15 protein-coding genes are annotated in these 17194 nt (G+C 67.3%); 4 read left to right on the top strand and 11 right to left on the bottom strand.

All coding sequences use genetic code 11. The annotated features are described in order from the left end of the window. Positions 1–4: 4 nt before the first annotated feature. The 7 genes from ACFC4D_RS37820 to ACFC4D_RS37790 all read right to left on the bottom strand — a co-directional run bounded on the left by ACFC4D_RS37820 (position 5) and on the right by ACFC4D_RS37790 (position 8249). Positions 5–787 (bottom strand): ion transporter, encoded by a 783-nt coding sequence (locus ACFC4D_RS37820; protein ID WP_375962090.1) that lies wholly within the window; start codon positions 785–787, stop codon positions 5–7. 142 nt (positions 788–929) lie between these two features. After that, on the bottom strand, positions 930–2525 hold the full coding sequence (locus ACFC4D_RS37815) for a GMC oxidoreductase (RefSeq protein ID WP_376070671.1): 1596 nt from the start codon (positions 2523–2525) through the stop codon (positions 930–932). A gap of 234 nt (positions 2526–2759) precedes the next feature. Next, entirely contained in the window at positions 2760–3470 is a 711-nt protein-coding gene (locus ACFC4D_RS37810; protein WP_375962085.1) for a type 1 glutamine amidotransferase, read from the bottom strand. After that, positions 3467–4708, bottom strand: coding sequence for a MurT ligase domain-containing protein (locus ACFC4D_RS37805; RefSeq protein WP_364637392.1), 1242 nt, complete (start codon positions 4706–4708; stop codon positions 3467–3469). The genes ACFC4D_RS37810 and ACFC4D_RS37805 overlap by 4 nt, the downstream gene beginning before the upstream one ends. Positions 4709–4781: 73 nt before the next feature. Further along, positions 4782–5402, bottom strand: a complete 621-nt coding sequence (locus tag ACFC4D_RS37800) for a pyridoxamine 5'-phosphate oxidase family protein (RefSeq protein ID WP_375962082.1) — start codon at positions 5400–5402, stop codon at positions 4782–4784. 57 nt (positions 5403–5459) lie between these two features. Continuing rightward, positions 5460–7226 (bottom strand): FAD-dependent oxidoreductase, encoded by a 1767-nt coding sequence (locus ACFC4D_RS37795; protein ID WP_376070668.1) that lies wholly within the window; start codon positions 7224–7226, stop codon positions 5460–5462. A gap of 27 nt (positions 7227–7253) precedes the next feature. Continuing rightward, positions 7254–8249 (bottom strand): EamA family transporter, encoded by a 996-nt coding sequence (locus ACFC4D_RS37790; protein ID WP_376070666.1) that lies wholly within the window; start codon positions 8247–8249, stop codon positions 7254–7256. 351 nt (positions 8250–8600) lie between these two features. Here ACFC4D_RS37790 and ACFC4D_RS37785 point away from each other — a divergent pair, with 351 nt between their 5' ends. Both ACFC4D_RS37785 and ACFC4D_RS37780 read left to right on the top strand, forming a co-directional pair. Continuing rightward, positions 8601–9497: a LysR family transcriptional regulator gene (locus ACFC4D_RS37785; RefSeq protein ID WP_376070784.1), complete on the top strand. Its 897-nt coding sequence runs from the start codon at positions 8601–8603 to the stop codon at positions 9495–9497. Between the two features lie 131 nt (positions 9498–9628). Then, positions 9629–10618, top strand: a complete 990-nt coding sequence (locus ACFC4D_RS37780) for an LLM class F420-dependent oxidoreductase (protein WP_376070663.1) — start codon at positions 9629–9631, stop codon at positions 10616–10618. Positions 10619–10843: 225 nt separating this feature from the next. Here the strand turns inward: ACFC4D_RS37780 and ACFC4D_RS37775 are convergent, their stop codons facing one another. Continuing rightward, positions 10844–12598: a MinD/ParA family protein gene (locus tag ACFC4D_RS37775; protein WP_376070660.1), complete on the bottom strand. Its 1755-nt coding sequence runs from the start codon at positions 12596–12598 to the stop codon at positions 10844–10846. 201 nt (positions 12599–12799) lie between these two features. Continuing rightward, complete coding sequence (gene leuA, locus ACFC4D_RS37770) at positions 12800–14557, bottom strand: 2-isopropylmalate synthase (RefSeq protein ID WP_376070781.1); 1758 nt, start codon at positions 14555–14557, stop codon at positions 12800–12802. Here leuA and ACFC4D_RS37765 point away from each other — a divergent pair. Together ACFC4D_RS37765 and ACFC4D_RS37760 are read left to right on the top strand one after the other, a co-directional pair. Then, positions 14496–14648, top strand: coding sequence for a hypothetical protein (locus ACFC4D_RS37765; protein ID WP_376070799.1), 153 nt, complete (start codon positions 14496–14498; stop codon positions 14646–14648). The genes leuA and ACFC4D_RS37765 overlap by 62 nt on opposite strands. A gap of 151 nt (positions 14649–14799) precedes the next feature. Then, positions 14800–15255: a hypothetical protein gene (locus tag ACFC4D_RS37760; RefSeq protein WP_376070658.1), complete on the top strand. Its 456-nt coding sequence runs from the start codon at positions 14800–14802 to the stop codon at positions 15253–15255. A 13-nt stretch (positions 15256–15268) separates the two neighbouring features. Here ACFC4D_RS37760 and ACFC4D_RS37755 read toward each other — a convergent pair whose 3' ends face one another. Both ACFC4D_RS37755 and ACFC4D_RS37750 read right to left on the bottom strand, forming a co-directional pair. After that, positions 15269–16315, bottom strand: a complete 1047-nt coding sequence (locus ACFC4D_RS37755) for a putative zinc-binding metallopeptidase (RefSeq protein ID WP_375962063.1) — start codon at positions 16313–16315, stop codon at positions 15269–15271. A 1-nt stretch (position 16316) separates the two neighbouring features. Then, positions 16317–17192, bottom strand: coding sequence for a transglutaminase N-terminal domain-containing protein (locus tag ACFC4D_RS37750; RefSeq protein ID WP_376070655.1), 876 nt, complete (start codon positions 17190–17192; stop codon positions 16317–16319). Between the last annotated feature and the right edge of the window lie 2 nt (positions 17193–17194).

Below are 17194 nucleotides of genomic sequence, written 5' to 3'. Positions count from 1 at the left end.
AGAACTATTGCTGGAGACGGTGATTCACCGACTCCGGCACCCGCACCCCGGATCGCACCGCCGTCCGCATCTGATCGATGTTCTCGCGCAGCACATCCGCCACCAGCTCATCGGTGCGCGGATCGGCGAGCACCTGGAACACCAGGCGGAAACTGGCATCGGCGATACCGCGAATGATGTCCTCGTGGAACGGGAGATAGCGCACCCGGCCCAATTGCGGATCCTGGCGGATGAGCTCGAGCATCATCTGATCGAGCTCACCCCGGTTCTCCTCCAGCGCGTTCGCGATATTGCGGGCGTAGTGGCCGGTGCGCAGCACCTCGCCGACCTCATCGATGACGGCCATGGTGACCGGGCGCTTCACCGCCTCGACGATGACGCCGACCGAGCGATTCACCACGGCGGCGGTGACGCGTTCACCGAGCGCGCGATCGGCCACCCGGCCGACGCGCACCGCGATCACCACGATCCGCAGCAGCCGGAAACCGCGGAAGAACGGGCTGGTCACCGGGATCATGCCCAGTACCTCGTACCAGTAGATGAACGGGAACGTCCAGCTCCACGCCTCCCGCCGCCAGCGCCACAGGAATTCGGCCAGGAAGATCGCGCAGATGCTGTAGTCGACGATCCGAATGGCGTGATAGGTGTGCCCGGAGACCGGGAAGAACGTCACCCAGACCACCAGCGCCACCGACACGACGGCCAGTGCGAGCATGAACAGATCCGTCCACAGGGCGGGTGGCTTCGGCGGGAATTTCTCCGCCTCCGGTGCGCCGATTTCGCTCACGCCGACCCCTTCCTCACTGAACGGTCTGGCGCCAGCGTAATTGCCCCGGCCGGATCGGTCCGAAACGCGTGACTCGGGCTGCGTCATGGCTCGCGACGCATATATACAGCGTGCGCGAGCAACCTCGCAGCCCGTCGTCCAGCTATCTGCCCGCGCGAATGATCGCCTCGATATTGCGCTCGGCGAGCGCGGTGATGGTGAGCGACGGATTCACCGTCGCGGTACTGCCCGGAATGCCCGCGCCGTCCATCACGTACAGACCCGGATGACCGTGCACCCGCCCGTTCACATCGGTGGCCCGGCCGAAGACCGCGCCGCCGAGCGGATGCGCGGTGAACGCCGCGTTGGCGTCGTAGCCGATCGGCGAATAGTCGACCGAGGAATTCGACAGGCTCGCGATGCGGCGATCCACGGTCCGGCACGCGGCGATCACGTGATCCTGGGTGGCGCGCGGCCAATTCAGGCCGACGGTATTGCGGGCCCGGTCGTAGCCGAAGCGCGCCCGGGTCGGATCCAGCACCATACCGAGCGAGGCGATGGCCAGGGTGTCCACGGGAATGCCTGGGACATACCAGTTTTCGAGCGTCAGCGGCACACCGGACTCGTCCAGGATGCGGCTGGCGCTGGGCACGCCGCCACCGGTGGTGGTGGGCTCGCTGACGCTGCGCGCCAGCACCACATCACCATTGGTGCCCCAGCCGTCGCCGATGTGCTCGTTCAGATTCGGCAGGGTGCCGGTGGCCTGCGCGCGCACCAGCAGTTCCGAGGTGCCGACCGAACCCGCGCCCAGGAACAGGCGGTTGCAGGTGAGCGTGCGGGTACCGAGTATCTGACCGGTCGGGGCCAGTTTGGTCACCGACACCACGTACTTGCCGCTGCCGTCCTGGCCGATGGAATCCACCCGATGCCCTGGGAAGATCCCGGTGCGCCCGGTGGCCTCGGCGTAGCGCAGGTAGTTCTGATTCAGATCGAACTTCGCGCCATTGGAATTGCCGAGATTGCTGCGCGAGGCCGTGGCCGACGCCCGCGACGCGCCCGCCAGTTCGGCGCGCAGCACATCCCAGTTGAAGATCGAATCATTGGGCACCGGTTGATAACCCGCCGCCCGCACCTGCCGATCCCACACCCGCGAATGCGTGAACGGGGCCGAGTTGTAGATATCGGCGGGCATCGGGCTCAGCCGCAGCATGTCCCGCACCCGCGGGTAGTAGACCCGGTCCAGTTCGTCGTAGTCGGCGATACCGCCGAACACGGTGTCGAACAGATGCTTCGGCGGCGCGACCATGGCTCCGGTGAAGACGATCGAGCCACCGCCGACCGCCGCACCGCGCCATACATCGATGCCGCCGAATTCGGTGACGTCGAGCACGCCGCCGAAATCGGCGAACGTCATCGGCACCTTGGTGACGCCGGTGAAACTGGTGCGATGCCAGAAGCCGCGGCCGTCCGGCAGATCGTCACCGGTGAAGATCTCCCGATTGGGATCGTTCGGCCAGCGCGAACCGCGTTCCAGCACGGTATTGGATACGCCCGCCTCGGCCAGCCGCAGCGCGGTGACCGCCGCCCCGAAGCCCGAGCCGATCACAATGGCGTCGGTGTGCTCCGGCGGATCAGGCAGCGGCGCAAAGATTTCCGGGACCCACGCCTGGAAGAGCGCGTTCCAGATCGGATTCGCCGCGGCGGTACCCGCGCCGCGCATCGCGGCCCCGGATCCCATACCCGCCAGCAGAGCCGCCATACCGGCAGCTTTGAACACCGCGCGCCTGCGCAACCGGCCACCTCCCTCATCAAGTAGGCCGCGCGCGACACTACCGGCCGGTCGCGCCCCGCTCAACACATTCAGGGTGAGCCACAAGACTCGCCATGCGTGTCGGCTATGTGTCGCGGGAAATGCGTGCTAGCGGGGGCCGTACGGCCCCCGACCTCGATGACGGAGTGGTGTTTCACAAACCGGTGAGCCGGAGGAGTTCGGTCAGGCGCGCAGACGTTCGCGACGGAGCTGGTCCACCTCGGGGAGATCGAGGGGAGCCAGGGTGTCCACGCCGAGGGCCTGCTTCAAGAGGTAGTCGGCGAGTTCGGGATTGCGGGCCAGGGCGGGGCCGTGCATGTAGGTGCCCAGCACCGAGCCCTGGACCACGCCCTCGAGACCGTCACCGACGCCATTGCCCACACCCTTGGTGACGCGGGCCAGGCCGGAGGCGTCGCCGCCGAGTTTGGTTCCGCCCCGGTGGTTTTCGAAGCCGGTCAGGGGCTGGGAGAGGCCGGGCAGCAGCGGCTGCGTCGCCACCTCACCGATGGCGCGCTTGTCCTGGGGCGAGGTGGTGACGTCGAAAAGCCCAACGCCGTCGACCTTTTCGCCCGACGACGTCTCGTACCAGTGGCCGAGCACCTGGATGGCGGCACAGATGGCGAGCACCGGCGCACCACGGCCCGCGGCCTGCTGGAGCCCGGGATAACGCTGCAGGTGACGGGTGGCCAGGCGCTGGGCCGAATCCTCCGCACCGCCGAGGGTGTAGATATCCAGCGAGTCCGGCACCGGATCGGACAGATTGATCTCGACGATCTCGGCGTCGTGGCCGCGCAGGCGCAGGCGCTGGCGCAGCACCAGGGCATTGCCGCCGTCGCCATAGGTGCCCATGACATCGGGCAGCACCAGGCCGATGCGGACGGTCGATTCGCTCATGCGCGGGCCTTCGCTTCCAGGTCGCGGTTCAGGTCACGGAAGGCCGTGTAGTTGGCGAGCACCTCCACCTTGCCCGGCGGGCAGGATGCGATGGCGCGCAAGGGATCCGCCACCGTGATGTGGTCGACGCCCGCGTAGGTGAGCCGCACCGCGAGATCGGTGGCGCGTTCGCCCGCCGCCACCACCTGGGTGCCCTCGAAATGTTCGAAGCGCACATCCCAGAGCCAGGACAGATCCTCGCCGTCCGGCACCTGGCCGTTCACCGCGATCACCAAACCCGTTGCGGCGGAGTCGATCATGGACAGCGCCTCCTGCCAGCCCGCCGGATTCTTGGCCAGCAGCAGCCGCGCGTTATGCCCGTTCACCTCGACGGTGCGATAGCGGCCCGCGATCTCGGTGACGGTGCCGGTGGCGTTCGCGGCGGCGAGCGGATCCGCGCCCATCGCCACGGCGGCGGCCACCGCCTGGGTGGCGTTACCGCGATTGGCGCGCCCCGGAAGGGCAAGCGCCAGCGGCAATTCCAGGCCGTCCGGGCCGTGGATGCCGTGCTCGTCCACCCGCCACTGCGGCTCCGGGCGTTTGAAATCCGCGCCGGTGCTGTACCAGTGCTCGCCCTCCCACACGATGGGCTCACCGCTGCGCGGGCAGCTGGCCGAGTCCACCGCCCAGCCGCTCCCGGCGGACACCCACACCACATTCGGATGGTCGTAGGCGATCGAGGTGACCAGTACGTCATCGCAATTGGCGATCAGCACCGCATCCGGATGCCGTGCCATACCGGCGCGCAGGCGGCGCTCGATCATATTGATCTCGCCGACCCGGTCCAGCTGATCGCGGGACAGATTGAGCAGCACCACCGCGGCCGGCTCCAGCGCATCGGCCACATGCGGCAGATGCAGTTCATCCACCTCGATGGCGGCCAGCGGCGCGACCCGATTCGCGGTGAGCGCGGCCACGATTCCGGCATCCATATTGGCGCCGTCCGCCTGGGTGGCGACCGCGCCGATCGTCTGTAGCGCGGCGGTGGTCATGCGGGTGGTGGTCGACTTGCCGTTGGTGCCGGTGACCAGCACCGTCCGGCGACCCCGCCCGAGCTGGGTCATGATCGTCGGATCGATTTTCAGCGCGATCAGGCCGCCGATCATCGAACCGTTGCCGCGCCCGGCGCGCCGCGACGCCCATGACGCCGCCGTCGCCGCCCGCAGCGCCAGCTGTCCGCGTACCGAAATGTCTGCCACGCCGCGAGTTTATTGGTGCGACCGGGCCGATGCGCAGGCGGCATCGACCCGGCGCGCGTGAGGTGCGCCGCACTCAGGACTTGTAGAGCAGCTCCTCATAGGTGTGCGAGTAGTGCTTCTCCAATTGTTCGAGCGTTTCGGTGGTGCCGGGCTGCAATTCCTTCACCAGGCGAGCCTGGCTGGGCAGGGTGTCGACCGGCCACTGCTCCGGCTTCCACAGGCCGCTGCGCAGGAAAGCCTTGGCGCAGTGCAGGAAGATCTGCTGCACATCCACCTCGACGGCCAGGATCGGGCGATGGCCCTTGACCACCATGTCGTCGAAGTACGGGGCATCGCGCACCAGGCGCGCGCGGCCGTTGACGCGCAGGGTTTCCCCGCGACCGGGAATCAGGAAGATCACGCCCACATGCGGATTGCTCAGAATATTGAGATAGCCGTCCGCGCGGCGATTACCCGGCCGCTCGGGAATGGCGATGGTGGTGTCGTCGAGCACCCGCACGAAACCCGCCGGATCGCCCTTGGGCGAGGCATCGCAATTGCCGTCCGCGTCGCTGGTGGCCAGTACCACGAAGGGAGACAGGGAGATCCACTCCTTATCGCGCTCGTGCAGCGCGACCCGCTCCTTGGCGACGGCCCGGGGCGTCGGAGCGCCCAGGAGTTCACGCAGTTCAGCCGGATCCTTGATCTCGCTCATGACTTCGATTGAACGCGCGAACCAAGGTGTGCCGCCAGTGATTTGTAGGGAATGTCGCTACATGGGAATGTCGAAGAGATTCGCCTGACCGGCCTTGTAGCGCGCGATGTCCAACTGCCGGAACGGTTCCAGCTCGGTGGCGCGGTACAGCTTGAACAGCTGGCAGCGCGGGGCATTGGAACCCGAGACGTCCAGTACCGCGTTCACCGCGGTGCGCGCGGCCTCGGACGCGCCCTCCATGGTGGCCAGATCCACATTGGTGCGCACGTAATCGCCTGCCAGGAACAGGTTTTCGATATCGGCGGTATGCGATTCCGGGCGCAGCGCCCAGGAGCCCGCGGTATTGATGAGCAGCGGATCGGCATTGGTGTTGCGCTTGGCCCCGGCGTCCCAGGTGATGCCGGTGTCCAGGAACCAGGAGTGCAGATCGGCATCGCTCAAGAGTTCGCGCTGATCATTGAGGTGCGCCTTGAGCTGCGCCCACACCTCGCGGGCGATCTCGTCGTGGGTGCATTCCTTGGCGGGTTTGCCGTACAGCATGCCGGGGGTGTTCCAGTCCGAGATGTCCACCGACAGGCAGTCCTTGACGGTGCCGTCGCCCATACCCGTCACCGGGGTGCGGTTCCAGAATTGATTCTGCGAGATGGAGGTCAGCGACCACGGCGAATCCACGTAGGCTGCATGCCCGCGCGCGATATTGGTCTCGGTCTTGAGGAAGAACTGGATGCCGGTCATCCAATCCACCATGAGCTGATTCATGCCCGCCAATTCCGGTCGGCGGGACAGGATTTCGGGTGTCCACAGGGTGCGGGCGACCTCGGTGGGCACGGCGGAGATGAAATAGTCGGCCTCGACCTGACGGGCCGCGCCGGAACCGTCCACGATGCGCGCGGAAGTTATTCTGCCGTCCGCGATTTCGAGTCCGCGCACCTCGCCGGTCGCGAATTTCACGCCCAGCTCACGCAGCCGCGCGACCCACGGATTGATCCACGCCTCATTGGTGGAACCGTTCAGCAGCCGGTCCAGCGCACCGTCATTGGCGACCTCCAGGGGATTGCCCAGGAACTGCTCACCCATATTGCCGATGGTGAGGGTGCTGGCCAGATCGTCCTTGGCCGCCACCAGCAGCGTGGTGAGGGTGCGCGAGAGCAGCATGCGGAATTCGGTGGAGCGGCGGCCCGCGCCCACGTATTCGCGCCAGGCGACCTTGTCCCACTGGCCGTAGCGGCGGGCATCACAGCTGGTGTTGAACACCAGTAGTCGATTGGCGAAGTAGAGCGCGTCCGACTCGGACATCTTGGTGCTGGTGGCGATGGCCGAACCGACGGTTTCCCGGAAGTCGTCGGGGGTGGCCCAGATTCGCCCGGCCTTACCCATCGGCAGGATCACGTCATCGGCGTCGCGGCGGGAGAAACGCGCCTCGGAGGCGGCGACCAGATTGTCCCAGACCCCGTTCGCATTGCCCGCGAACGGGATTCGCCGCATGGTGTCGGGAATGTGCCGGTAGAAGCCGGGGAAGAAGCGGAAACCGTGCTCGCCCATGAGTTCCGGGCGGCCGTCCCGGCCACTGTTCGGCACCGGGATGCTGCGGGCTTTGCCACCGAGTGCCCGGCGCTCGTACACGGTGACGTCGAAACCGCGTTCGGCCAATTCGTGCGCGGCGGTGAGACCGGCGACACCGCCGCCCAGCACGGCCACGCTGCGACTCGGATCGGCGTGCGCGGGAGTGGGTCGCAAGGTGGCGGCGGCGCCCGCCAGCGCACCAGCCGCGACCGCGCCACGCAGCACCGTTCGCCGCGTGACGGACAAACGCTGTCCAGTCATTCCCTACCTCCCACGCCTGGGGGAATCCTAGGCAGCGGGAACCGGGGTTTGGTCCGTTGGGTCCTGTTTTGCGTACCTTGTGTTGAACATTGATGCCCGAATGCCGACTATTCGCTTCGCAGACTTCGCAGACTGTCCGGGTCGCGCCGAGGTCGCGGTGAACGCCCCCGCGATGACAATGGCCGCCCCCAGCAGGGAAACCGCCGTCGGACGCTCATGCAGGAATGCCCACGAGGCCGCGATGCCCACCACCGGAACCAGCAGCGACAGCGGCGCGACCGTGCCCGCCGGATAGCGGCTCATCAGATACGTCCACAGGCCCGAACCCGCGATGGTGCCCAGCAGCACGATGTACGCCAGCGCGGCATAGGCGGGCCAGCCGGTCGCCGAGAACGACGCCGCCAGATCGTGCAGGCCCGTGGTCGGTCCCTCCACGAGCGCGGACAGCGCGAACATGGGCAGCGGCGGAATCACCGTCATCCACAGCGTCAGATGCAGCGGATTCACCGGACCCTCGGGCGCGGCATGCGCCGCCGCCATGCGGGACCCGATATTGCCGAAGGCCCAGCCCAATCCGGCCAGCAGCGTCAGCACCAGCGGCAGCAGCGCCGCACTGTGCGATCGATCCCAGCCGATCACCGCCATCCCGGCCATGGCGACCGCGATACCGGCGAATTGTATGGGCCGCAACCGTTCTCGCAGGAACACCGCGCCGAGCAATACCGTGAAGGGCGCGGACGACTGCAACACCAGCGAGGACAACCCCGTCGGCATCCCGGCCCGCATGGCGCTGAACAGAAACGCGAATTGCAGAATCCCGAACCCGACGCCGTACAGCAGCAACCAGCGCCACGGCACCTGCGGCCGCGGCACGAACATCAGCACCGGCACCGCGATCACCGCGAACCGCAGGGCCGCGAAGAAGAACGGCTCGAAGTGATCGAGCCCGACCCGAATGGCCAGGAAATTCAGTCCCCAGAGCACCACGACACCCAGGCCGAGCAGCCGATCACGATTGGTCATGCGGCAAATACTGAAGCCATCCATAGGTAAGAACAATCGAATAATTCTGCACCAATGATGTAGTAGAACTTATCTATGCACCACCCCGAAGACCCGGAACACCCCACCCCACCTCGCACCGTTCCCCGCCCGCGCCGCATCACCACCCCGACCACGATGGGGCCCCGCCACCTCCCGGCGGGTACCCCACCCCGAACCCTGGCGGAGGCCGTCGCGGCACCGGCCGGGGCGGACAATCCGGGCACAGCGAGCCTGCGGCCACCCGGACTTCGGCCCGATTCGCCCGGCGGCGGTGCGGAAAATACCGGGCGCGTGGGTGATTCGAGTGAGGTCGGCGGCGCGGGGCCGCTCATGTCTGTGGAGCGGTTGCGGGTGCTGCGCGAATTGGCGGATCGGGGAACGGTGGCGGCGGTGGCGGCGGCGCTGTCGATGACACCGTCGGCGGTTTCGCAGCAGTTGAAGGTGCTGGCTCGCGAGGCCGGGGTGGCGCTGCTGGAACCGGACGGGCGGCGGGTGCGATTGACCGATGCCGGGCGGGCGCTCGTCGTACGGGCCGATGAGGTGCTGGCGGCGATGGAGAAGGCCGCGGCCGAGATGGCGTCCTATCGGGGGTCGCCGCGCGGGCAGGTGCGGGTGGCGCTGTTTCCGTCGGGGGCGGCGCTGCTGCTGCCGCATGTGCTCGCCGAATTGGCGGAGACCGGGGTGGAGATGGTGGCGGCCGATGAGGATGTGCCGCCCGTGGAAGTGCCTCGGCTGCTTGCCGATTACGACGTGGTGCTGACCCATCGCGATGAGCGGTCGGCGTCCATGAGCGGGGCGCGGGTGGCCTCGCGGGTGCTCATGCGCGAGCCGATCGATGTGGTGGTGGGACCGGAGCATCGGCTGGCGCGGCAGGGGGCGGTGGTGCCCGCCGAGCTGGCGGATGAGACCTGGTTGAGTGTGCGGGGCGGCTTCCCGGTGGATGATGTGCTGCGGTCGATCGCCACGGTCACCGGCGTGCAGCCGCGAATCGCGCAGCGGCTCAACGATTTCACCGTGATCGAGGCGCTGGTCGCCTCCGGCTACGGCATCGCGCTCATGCCGCGCCACGCGGTGCGGCATCCGGATCTGGTGATGCTGCGCCTGGCGGGCGTGCGCGCGGCCCGGCTCTACGATCTGGCGACCCGGCCGCATGCGGAGAAAAGGCCCGCCGTTGCCACCGTACTGGCGGCCTTCCAGCGCGCCGCCCGCCGCGTCACCGCCGACTAGCGCACCATCGCCCGCTATCGCGCTGGGCGCTGTTGCGGAACGAGCTGTCGCGCCCGGGAATACGCTGCCGCGCAATGAACATCCGGTGCGGCACTTGACTTGGAGTGCACTCCAGGTCATAGCGTGAACGCATGAGCATTCGTCTCGGATATCAGATGCCCAACTTCAGCTACGGGGTAGCGCCGCGCGAGCTGTTCGCGGCCGTGGCCGCGCAGGCGCGCGAAGCCGAGGCGGCCGGATTCGACGCCGCCTTCGTCATGGATCACTTCTATCAGCTGCCGCTGCTCGGCACGCCCGATCAGCCCATGCTGGAGGCGTACAGCACACTGTCCGGACTGGCGGCGGTCACCGAGCGAATTCAGTTGTCCGCCTTGGTGACCGGCAATACCTACCGCAATCCGGCGCTCACCGCCAAGACCGTCACCACACTGGACGTGGTGAGCAGCGGGCGCGCGGTGCTCGGCATCGGCGCGGGCTGGTTCGAGCTCGAACACCAGGCGTACGGCTTCGATTTCGGCACCTTCACCCAGCGGTTCGAACGCCTGGAGGAGGCCCTGCAGATCATCACGCCGATGCTGCGCGGTCAGCACTCCACCTTCGACGGCAAGTGGTATCAGACCCAGGACGCCATGAACGAGCCGCGCGTGCGCGATGATCTGCCGATCATGCTCGGCGGCGGTGGCGAGAAGAAGACGTTCGCGCTGGCCGCGCGCTTCGCCGACCACCTCAATATCATCTGCAACGCCTCCGAACTGCCCCGCAAGCTGGAGGCCCTGCACGCCCGCCTAGACGAGGCCGGCCGCGCCCGCGAATCCCTGGAGACCAGCTACCTCGCCTTCGTAATCGTCGACGAGGACGGCGACCGCGCCCGCAAGACCCAGGCGGATCTCCTTGCCCGCATTGGCATTACGGACCTGTCCTCCATGCCGGTCGAGGCCCTGAAGCAGTCCCCCGCCGACCGCCAATTCGTCGGCACCCCCGACGAGGTGGCCGAACAGCTCCAGGCCCGCGTCCTCGACCACGGCATCGACGGCCTAATCGTCAACCTGGTCACCAACGGCCACGAGCCCGGCACCGTGGATCTGGCAGGCCGAGCCCTGGCCCCGCTGGTGCACGCCTGACAGCCCTCCGGCATTCGGGCTGACCAGCCTCTCGTCATCCCGGCGCGTATTTGGCCGGGATCCACACCATCGGCGCAGCAACTGCCGGGTGTGGATCCCGGCCAAAAGCATGCCGGGATGACGAAGGGGGGACGCCCCGGCTCACACCCCACCCGCCGCAACGCCCCGCGACATCAGATGTCGCGGGGCGTTGTCGTATTCAGCTGTGGTGCAGTGCTTTTCGGCTCAGCGCTGGTTGTTCGGGGAGAAGCGCTGGGAGGCGTGGTAGCCGAAATCGTCGGCGACCATGGCGGCCAGCTCCAGCAGGGCGCGGCGGGTCGGCTTGGAGACCAGTTCCAGGTCGATTTCGGCGCCCTCGGCGAGGTGATCGTCGAACGGCACCACCTGTACCGCGCGGGTGCGATCCAGGAACAGCTTGCGCAGCTGATCCAGATCGACCGTGGAGGAACCCTTGCGAGATGCGTTGACCACCACCACGGTTCGCTCCACCAGCTTGTGGTAGCCGTGATGATCGAGCCAGTCCAGCGTCGCCGAGGCGCTACGCGCGCCGTCGATGGCGGGTGAGGTCACCAGCACCAGCGAGCTCGCCATATCCAGCACGCCGGACATGGCCGAGTGCATGAGTCCGGTGCCGCAGTCGGTGAGAATGATGTTGTAGAACTGCTGCAGGATGCCGATCGCCTTGCGGTAGTCGGCCTCGCTGAACGCCTCCGACACCGCCGGATCCTGTTCGCTGGCAAGCACTTCCAGTCGGCTCGGAGCCTGGGAAGTATGCGCGCGCACATCGGAGTACCGGGTGATGTGGCTGTCCTCCAACAGGTTTCGCACCGTGGAGCGGGTCTGCCGCGGCACCCGGTGGGCGAGCGTGCCCAGGTCGGGATTGGCGTCGATGGCGATGACCCGGTCACCGCGCTCGGAAGCGAAGGTGGACCCCAAACCGACAGTGGTGGTGGTCTTTCCGACACCGCCCTTGAGCGACAGGATCGCGATCCGGTAATCACCGCGCACCGGCTGATTCACCCGATCCACCAGCTGCGCGTGCATCAGATCCGCGGGCGACTCCCCCGGGTTGATCACACCGCCGGACGCCTTGTGCACCGCACGCCGCCAGCCACTGCGCGGCGCGCGCCGTGCCCGGCGCAACAGATTCAGGTCATTGACCGAATGCCCCGGCGGCGGCTGCTGCTGGAATCCGCCCTGCTGCTGCGGAAATCCCTGCTGCGGCTGACCATTCCAGCCCTGCTGCTGCGGGAAACCCTGCGGCGGCAGCTGCTGCTGCGGCGCCTGCGCGGGCGGCGGCGACCAGCTGTAGATCGGCCCGCCCGGTTGATCATTGGACGGCGCGAACTGCCCGGGGTGACCGAACTGCCCGGGTGCGCCGCCCGGTCCGGCAGCGCCCTCCGGTCCGTGCTGAGCGCCCGGATCGGGCTGAGCGGGCTGGTCGGGAAACACCCGGCGAACCATGCCGTCACTGCCGATTTCCTGCCGGATCTCACCGTACGGGGTGTTGTCGCGGACCTCGCCGTAGCTGCCGTCCGGAACCGGGAACTGGCCCGGCGCAGCCGAATTCGGCGGCGGCGCGAACTGTCCGGCATCGGGTGCGGGGTAATTGCCGGTGGGCGGGAAACCCTGCGGCGGCCCCTGCGGGAACTGGTTGCCCGCGAACGGGCCCTGTCCCTCGAACGGGCCGTTCGGGCCGCCCTGGTACGGCTGGCCGTACGGACCCTGCTGCGGGAATCCCGGCTGGCCCGCACCGTAGGGCGCGGCCTCGGGCGGGAAGACGGTGGTCTGCTCGATCGAGTCCGGCACCGGCGGGAAGAAACCCGCGCCCTGCTCACCCTCGCCATTGGCTTCGGCCTCGGCCTTACCCGGCTCCGGGGCGCCCGCGCCGGACGAGGCGTGCTCATCCTTGACATCGTCGGCGTCCACCGGCAGCCCGGCCGCGGCCTGTGCGGTCGAATTCTGATCGTTCGTAGTCACGTGTCCCCCATCTGCTCGACAGCTCGAACAGAGAGCTCGGCGCTAATGCGGTTCCACGCTAGCATTGCCGACGCTCTCCCACCCTGGCCTGGTAATACCTCGCACCCCCGCGCAACTGCGCCGCTACCGGGAGTTCACTGTGGAAAACGATGATCCCGCCCCGAATCTCGGAGCGGGATCAGCGCTGTGGATCGATGTGGATCAGTTGCCGCGGGCCGCGCGGTTGACGGCCGAGACGACCGCGCGCAGCGATGCGGTGGTGATCGAGGTGGCGATGCCGACGCCCCAGGTCACCTTGTCGCCGATGGCGCATTCCACGTAGGCGGCGGCCTGCGCGTCATCGCCCGAGGACATGGCGTGCTCGCTGTAATCCAGGACGCGCACGTCGTATCCGATGGTGGCCAGCGCGTCCACGAACGCGGCGAGCGGGCCGTTGCCCTCACCGGAGATGGCCTGTTCGACGCCGTCCACCTTGACCACGGCCTCGATATGGTCGACGCCGCCGTCCAATTCGGAGGCGGTGACCTTCTGCCGGATGCGCTCCAGCGGCACGATCGGGGTCAGGTACTCCTCGGAGAAGACGTCCCACATCTCCTTCGGGGTGACCTCGCCGCCCTCACCGTCGGTGATCTTCTGGACCGCCTGCGAGAACTCGATCTGCAGGCGGCGCGGCAGCACCAGCCCGTGATCGGTCTTCATGATGTACGCGACGCCGCCCTTGCCGGACTGCGAATTCACCCGGATGACAGCCTCGTACGTGCGGCCGACATCCTTCGGGTCGATGGGCAGGTATGGGACCGCCCAGGTCATATCGGCCACATCGGAATCCGCGGCGTCGGCCGCGGCCTTCATGGCGTCCAGGCCCTTGTTGATGGCGTCCTGATGCGATCCGGAGAACGCGGTGTAGACCAGGTCACCGCCGTACGGGTGCCGCTCGGCGACGGGCAGCTGGTTGCAGTATTCGACCGTGCGGCGGATCTCGTCGATATTGCTGAAGTCGATCTGCGGATCCACTCCGCGCGAGAACAGGTTCATCCCCAGGGTCACCAGGCAGACATTGCCGGTGCGCTCACCATTGCCGAACAGGCAGCCCTCGATGCGATCCGCACCGGCCTGGTAGCCCAGTTCGGCGGCGGCCACGGCGGTGCCGCGGTCATTGTGCGGGTGCAGCGACAGCACGATGGAATCGCGGCGCGCCAGGTTCCGGCTCATCCATTCGATGGAGTCGGCGTAGACGTTCGGGGTCGCCATCTCGACGGTCGCCGGCAGGTTGATGATCAGCGGCTTCTCGGGGGTCGGCTGAATGATCGCCGATACCGAATCACATACGTCCAGTGCGTAATCCAGCTCGGTGCCGGTGTACGACTCGGGGCTGTACTCGTAGCGCCAGCGGGTGTCCGGGTACTTCTTCTCGATCTCCAGGCACAGTGTCGCGGCGTCGGTGGCGATCTTCTTGACGGCCTCGCGGTCCGCGCGGAACACCACGCGGCGCTGCAGGATCGAGGTCGAGTTGTAGAAGTGCACGATGGCCTGCGGTGCGCCCGCGCACGCCTCGAAGGTGCGCTCGATCAGTTCGGCGCGGGACTGGGTCAGCACCTGAATGGTGACATCGTCCGGGATCGCGCCGTCCTCGATGATCTCGCGGACGAAGTCGAAGTCGGTCTGCGAGGCGGCGGGGAAGCCGACCTCGATCTCCTTGTAGCCCATCCGCACCAGCAGATCGAACATGCGGCGCTTGCGGGCCGGGCTCATCGGATCGATGAGCGCCTGATTGCCGTCGCGCAGATCCACCGCACACCAGGACGGGGCGCGATCGATGATCTTGTCGGGCCAGGTGCGGTCGGGCACCGAGATGGGCTCGACCTCCTCCGCGAACGGCCGGTACCGGAAGGTCGGCATGGAGGAGTTCTTCTGCGTGTTCCAGGCAGGCTGGTCGGCAGGGGCCGGCTTCGACGGCACGTTGATCGTGCGCGAACCGGAAACGAAAGCATCAGCGGGTGACATGGCGATTTATCTCCGAGAGTGTGGCTGGATCCCAGGTATGGGGTAGACCGGCACGACGAACACCCGCGACGGGAGCCGGTCCGTATCAGACCCCGCCGCGGCGGCCGAGGAGAAGGCTTGCCCGCTGCATGATGATCACGAGTTTACAGCGTGGCAATACGGTGCCGGAACCCAGGTGCACGGCTACCCTCGGCCGCATGGCGATGCTGGCGAATCTGCTGGGGCAATGGTCCGGCGCGAACGATTTTCGGCTGATGCCGACCGACACCATGGAAACCTCCGCCGCGACCGTCACGGTCAGCTTCGGGGCGGGCGGGAATCTGGCGTCGATCGGCTACACCTGGAGCCATCCGGCGGACGGACCGCAGCAGGGGATGCTGGTCGTCGGCGCGGACGCGGACGGGCAGGCGCAGGCGCTGTGGAGTGACACCTGGCATCAGAAACCGGGGCCGTCGGTGCTGACCGGTACCGCGCTGCCGGGGAAGCAGGTCGAACTGTCGGCGACCTACGCGGGTGACTGGGAATGGCGAATCATGGTGGACGACACCGTGGACGGGGTCTTCCGGCTGCGGATGGACAATGTGGTGCCCGAGTCGTACAAGCCCGGCGTCGGCGCGTACACCGCCATGGAGCTCACCGCACATCGCGGATGATCGCCGCGAATGATCAAGCGGCGGTGCACAGTTCGTGGATGAACCGCATTTTCTCCAGTACCGGCCCGGCCAGCACGAACGGGTAGAGGTCCGGATGGCCCATGGAGCGGTTCACCATATTCAGCGACCAGGCCAGCGGTAGCCACAGTTCGATGATGCGGTCGAAACCGGAGCGGCCGACCTGCGGGCGATCCATGGTCGCGCCCGCCGGGGCGAAGCCGAACGCGGCGGCGGTATCGAGGGTGTCGCGAATGTGCAGGTAGTGCGCGAAGGTTTCGGCCCAGTCCTCGGCCGGATGCATGGTGGCGTACGAGGAGACGAAGCTCGATTCCCAGCCGGGCGGCGGGCCGTCGGCGTAGTGCTTGTCCAGTGCCGCCTGATAGTCGGCGAAGGGATCGCCGAACAGGGTGCGCGACCGCTCCAGCTCGGCATCGGTCACCAGTACCGGGAAGAAGTAGTGGCCGATCTCGTGCCGGAAATGGCCGAGCAGGGTGCGGTAGGGCTCGGACATCTCCACGCGCAATTGTTCGCGGTGCACGTCATCGCCTTCGGCCAGATCCAGGGTGATGACCCCGTTCTCATGACCGGTCATGACCTGATGGTCGGCGCTGGCGAGCAGATCGAAGGCCAGGCCGAACTCCGGATCGGCGATTCGGTCCACGATGGGCAGGCCGAGTTCGGTGAGTTCCACCAGCAGACGGCGTTTGGCGGCCTCGGCCTCGGCGAAGGCGGGCAGCCAATGCTCGTCCTGATCGGACGGGCGGGTGCGGGTGAGGCGGCAGGATTCGCACAGGCCGGAGCCGCGCACCAGCCAATTGCATTGCGCCACATGCCGGTTGTCGCAGAGCCGGAAGGTATTGGCGTCCACGACGCCGTCCAGGTTGGGGTCGATGACTTCGCCCTCTGGATGGTCGTGCGTCTCCTCGGGCGCGGCGTCCTTGGCCAGCACCAGCAGTGTGCGATCGGCGAGGCTGAAACCCAGTGGGCTGCGGCAGTGCAGGCACAGCGAGTTCTCGAAGGCCAATTGCTGACCGCAGTTGGGGCAGGCGAAATCACGCATGTCACACCTCTATCGGGGCGACGTCGACGGAGACCCGGATACTGCTCTCCTTGGCGTCGGTGTAGATGATGCCGCGCACCGGCGGTACGTCGGCGTAATCGCGGCCCCAGGCCACGGTCACATAGCGTTCATCGGCGAATTGATTGTTGGTGGGATCGAAATCGACCCAGTGGCCCTCGGCGCTGCCGTCCGGCAGCCAGACCGCGGCCCAGGCGTGCGTGGCGTCCGCGCCGACCATGCGTTCCTTACCGGGCGGCGGATCGGTGGCGAGATAACCCGAGACGTAGCGGGCGGCCAGGCCGAGCGAGCGCAGGCAGGCGATGCCGAGCCGGGCGAAATCCTGGCAGACGCCGCGCCGATCGGCGAAGACGTCCGCGACGCGGGTGCTGACATTGGTGGAACCGGATTCGTAGGTGAAATCGGTGTAGATGCGGGCGGTCAACTCCTCGACGGCCTCGAGCAGCGGCCGACCGGGCGGAAAGGATTCGGCGGCATAGGCCGCGACCTCGGGAATGATCTCCGGCGGATTCAGATCGAGTGTGAATTCCACTGCGAGCGGGCCGTTCTCGATGGACGGGCAGGCTTTCTCCCACGGGGCGGGTGCGGGCGGATCCGGCGGATTGTGCACCTCGACCACCGATTCACCGGTCACCTCCAGGCGGCGATGATCGGCGGTGACATGGAAATACAGGGTGGTGTTGCCGTACACATCGGTGCCGACCGAACGATCCGACGGCACCGGATCGATCCGGACCTCATGGGAGAGCAAACGCTGGCTCGGAAATTCGCGCGGTGTGAGATAGGCGCGGCCGTAGGAACTGGTGACCGCGTCCGAGTACACGTAGACGGTGCTGTGCACAACCCGATAGCGGCGCATCC

Source organism: Nocardia sp. NPDC056000 (genome assembly GCF_042269265.1).
In the GTDB taxonomy this organism is placed as follows: domain Bacteria; phylum Actinomycetota; class Actinomycetes; order Mycobacteriales; family Mycobacteriaceae; genus Nocardia.
Note: the sequence above shows the minus strand (reverse complement) of the source record. Positions and strands in the feature narration are given on the sequence as shown.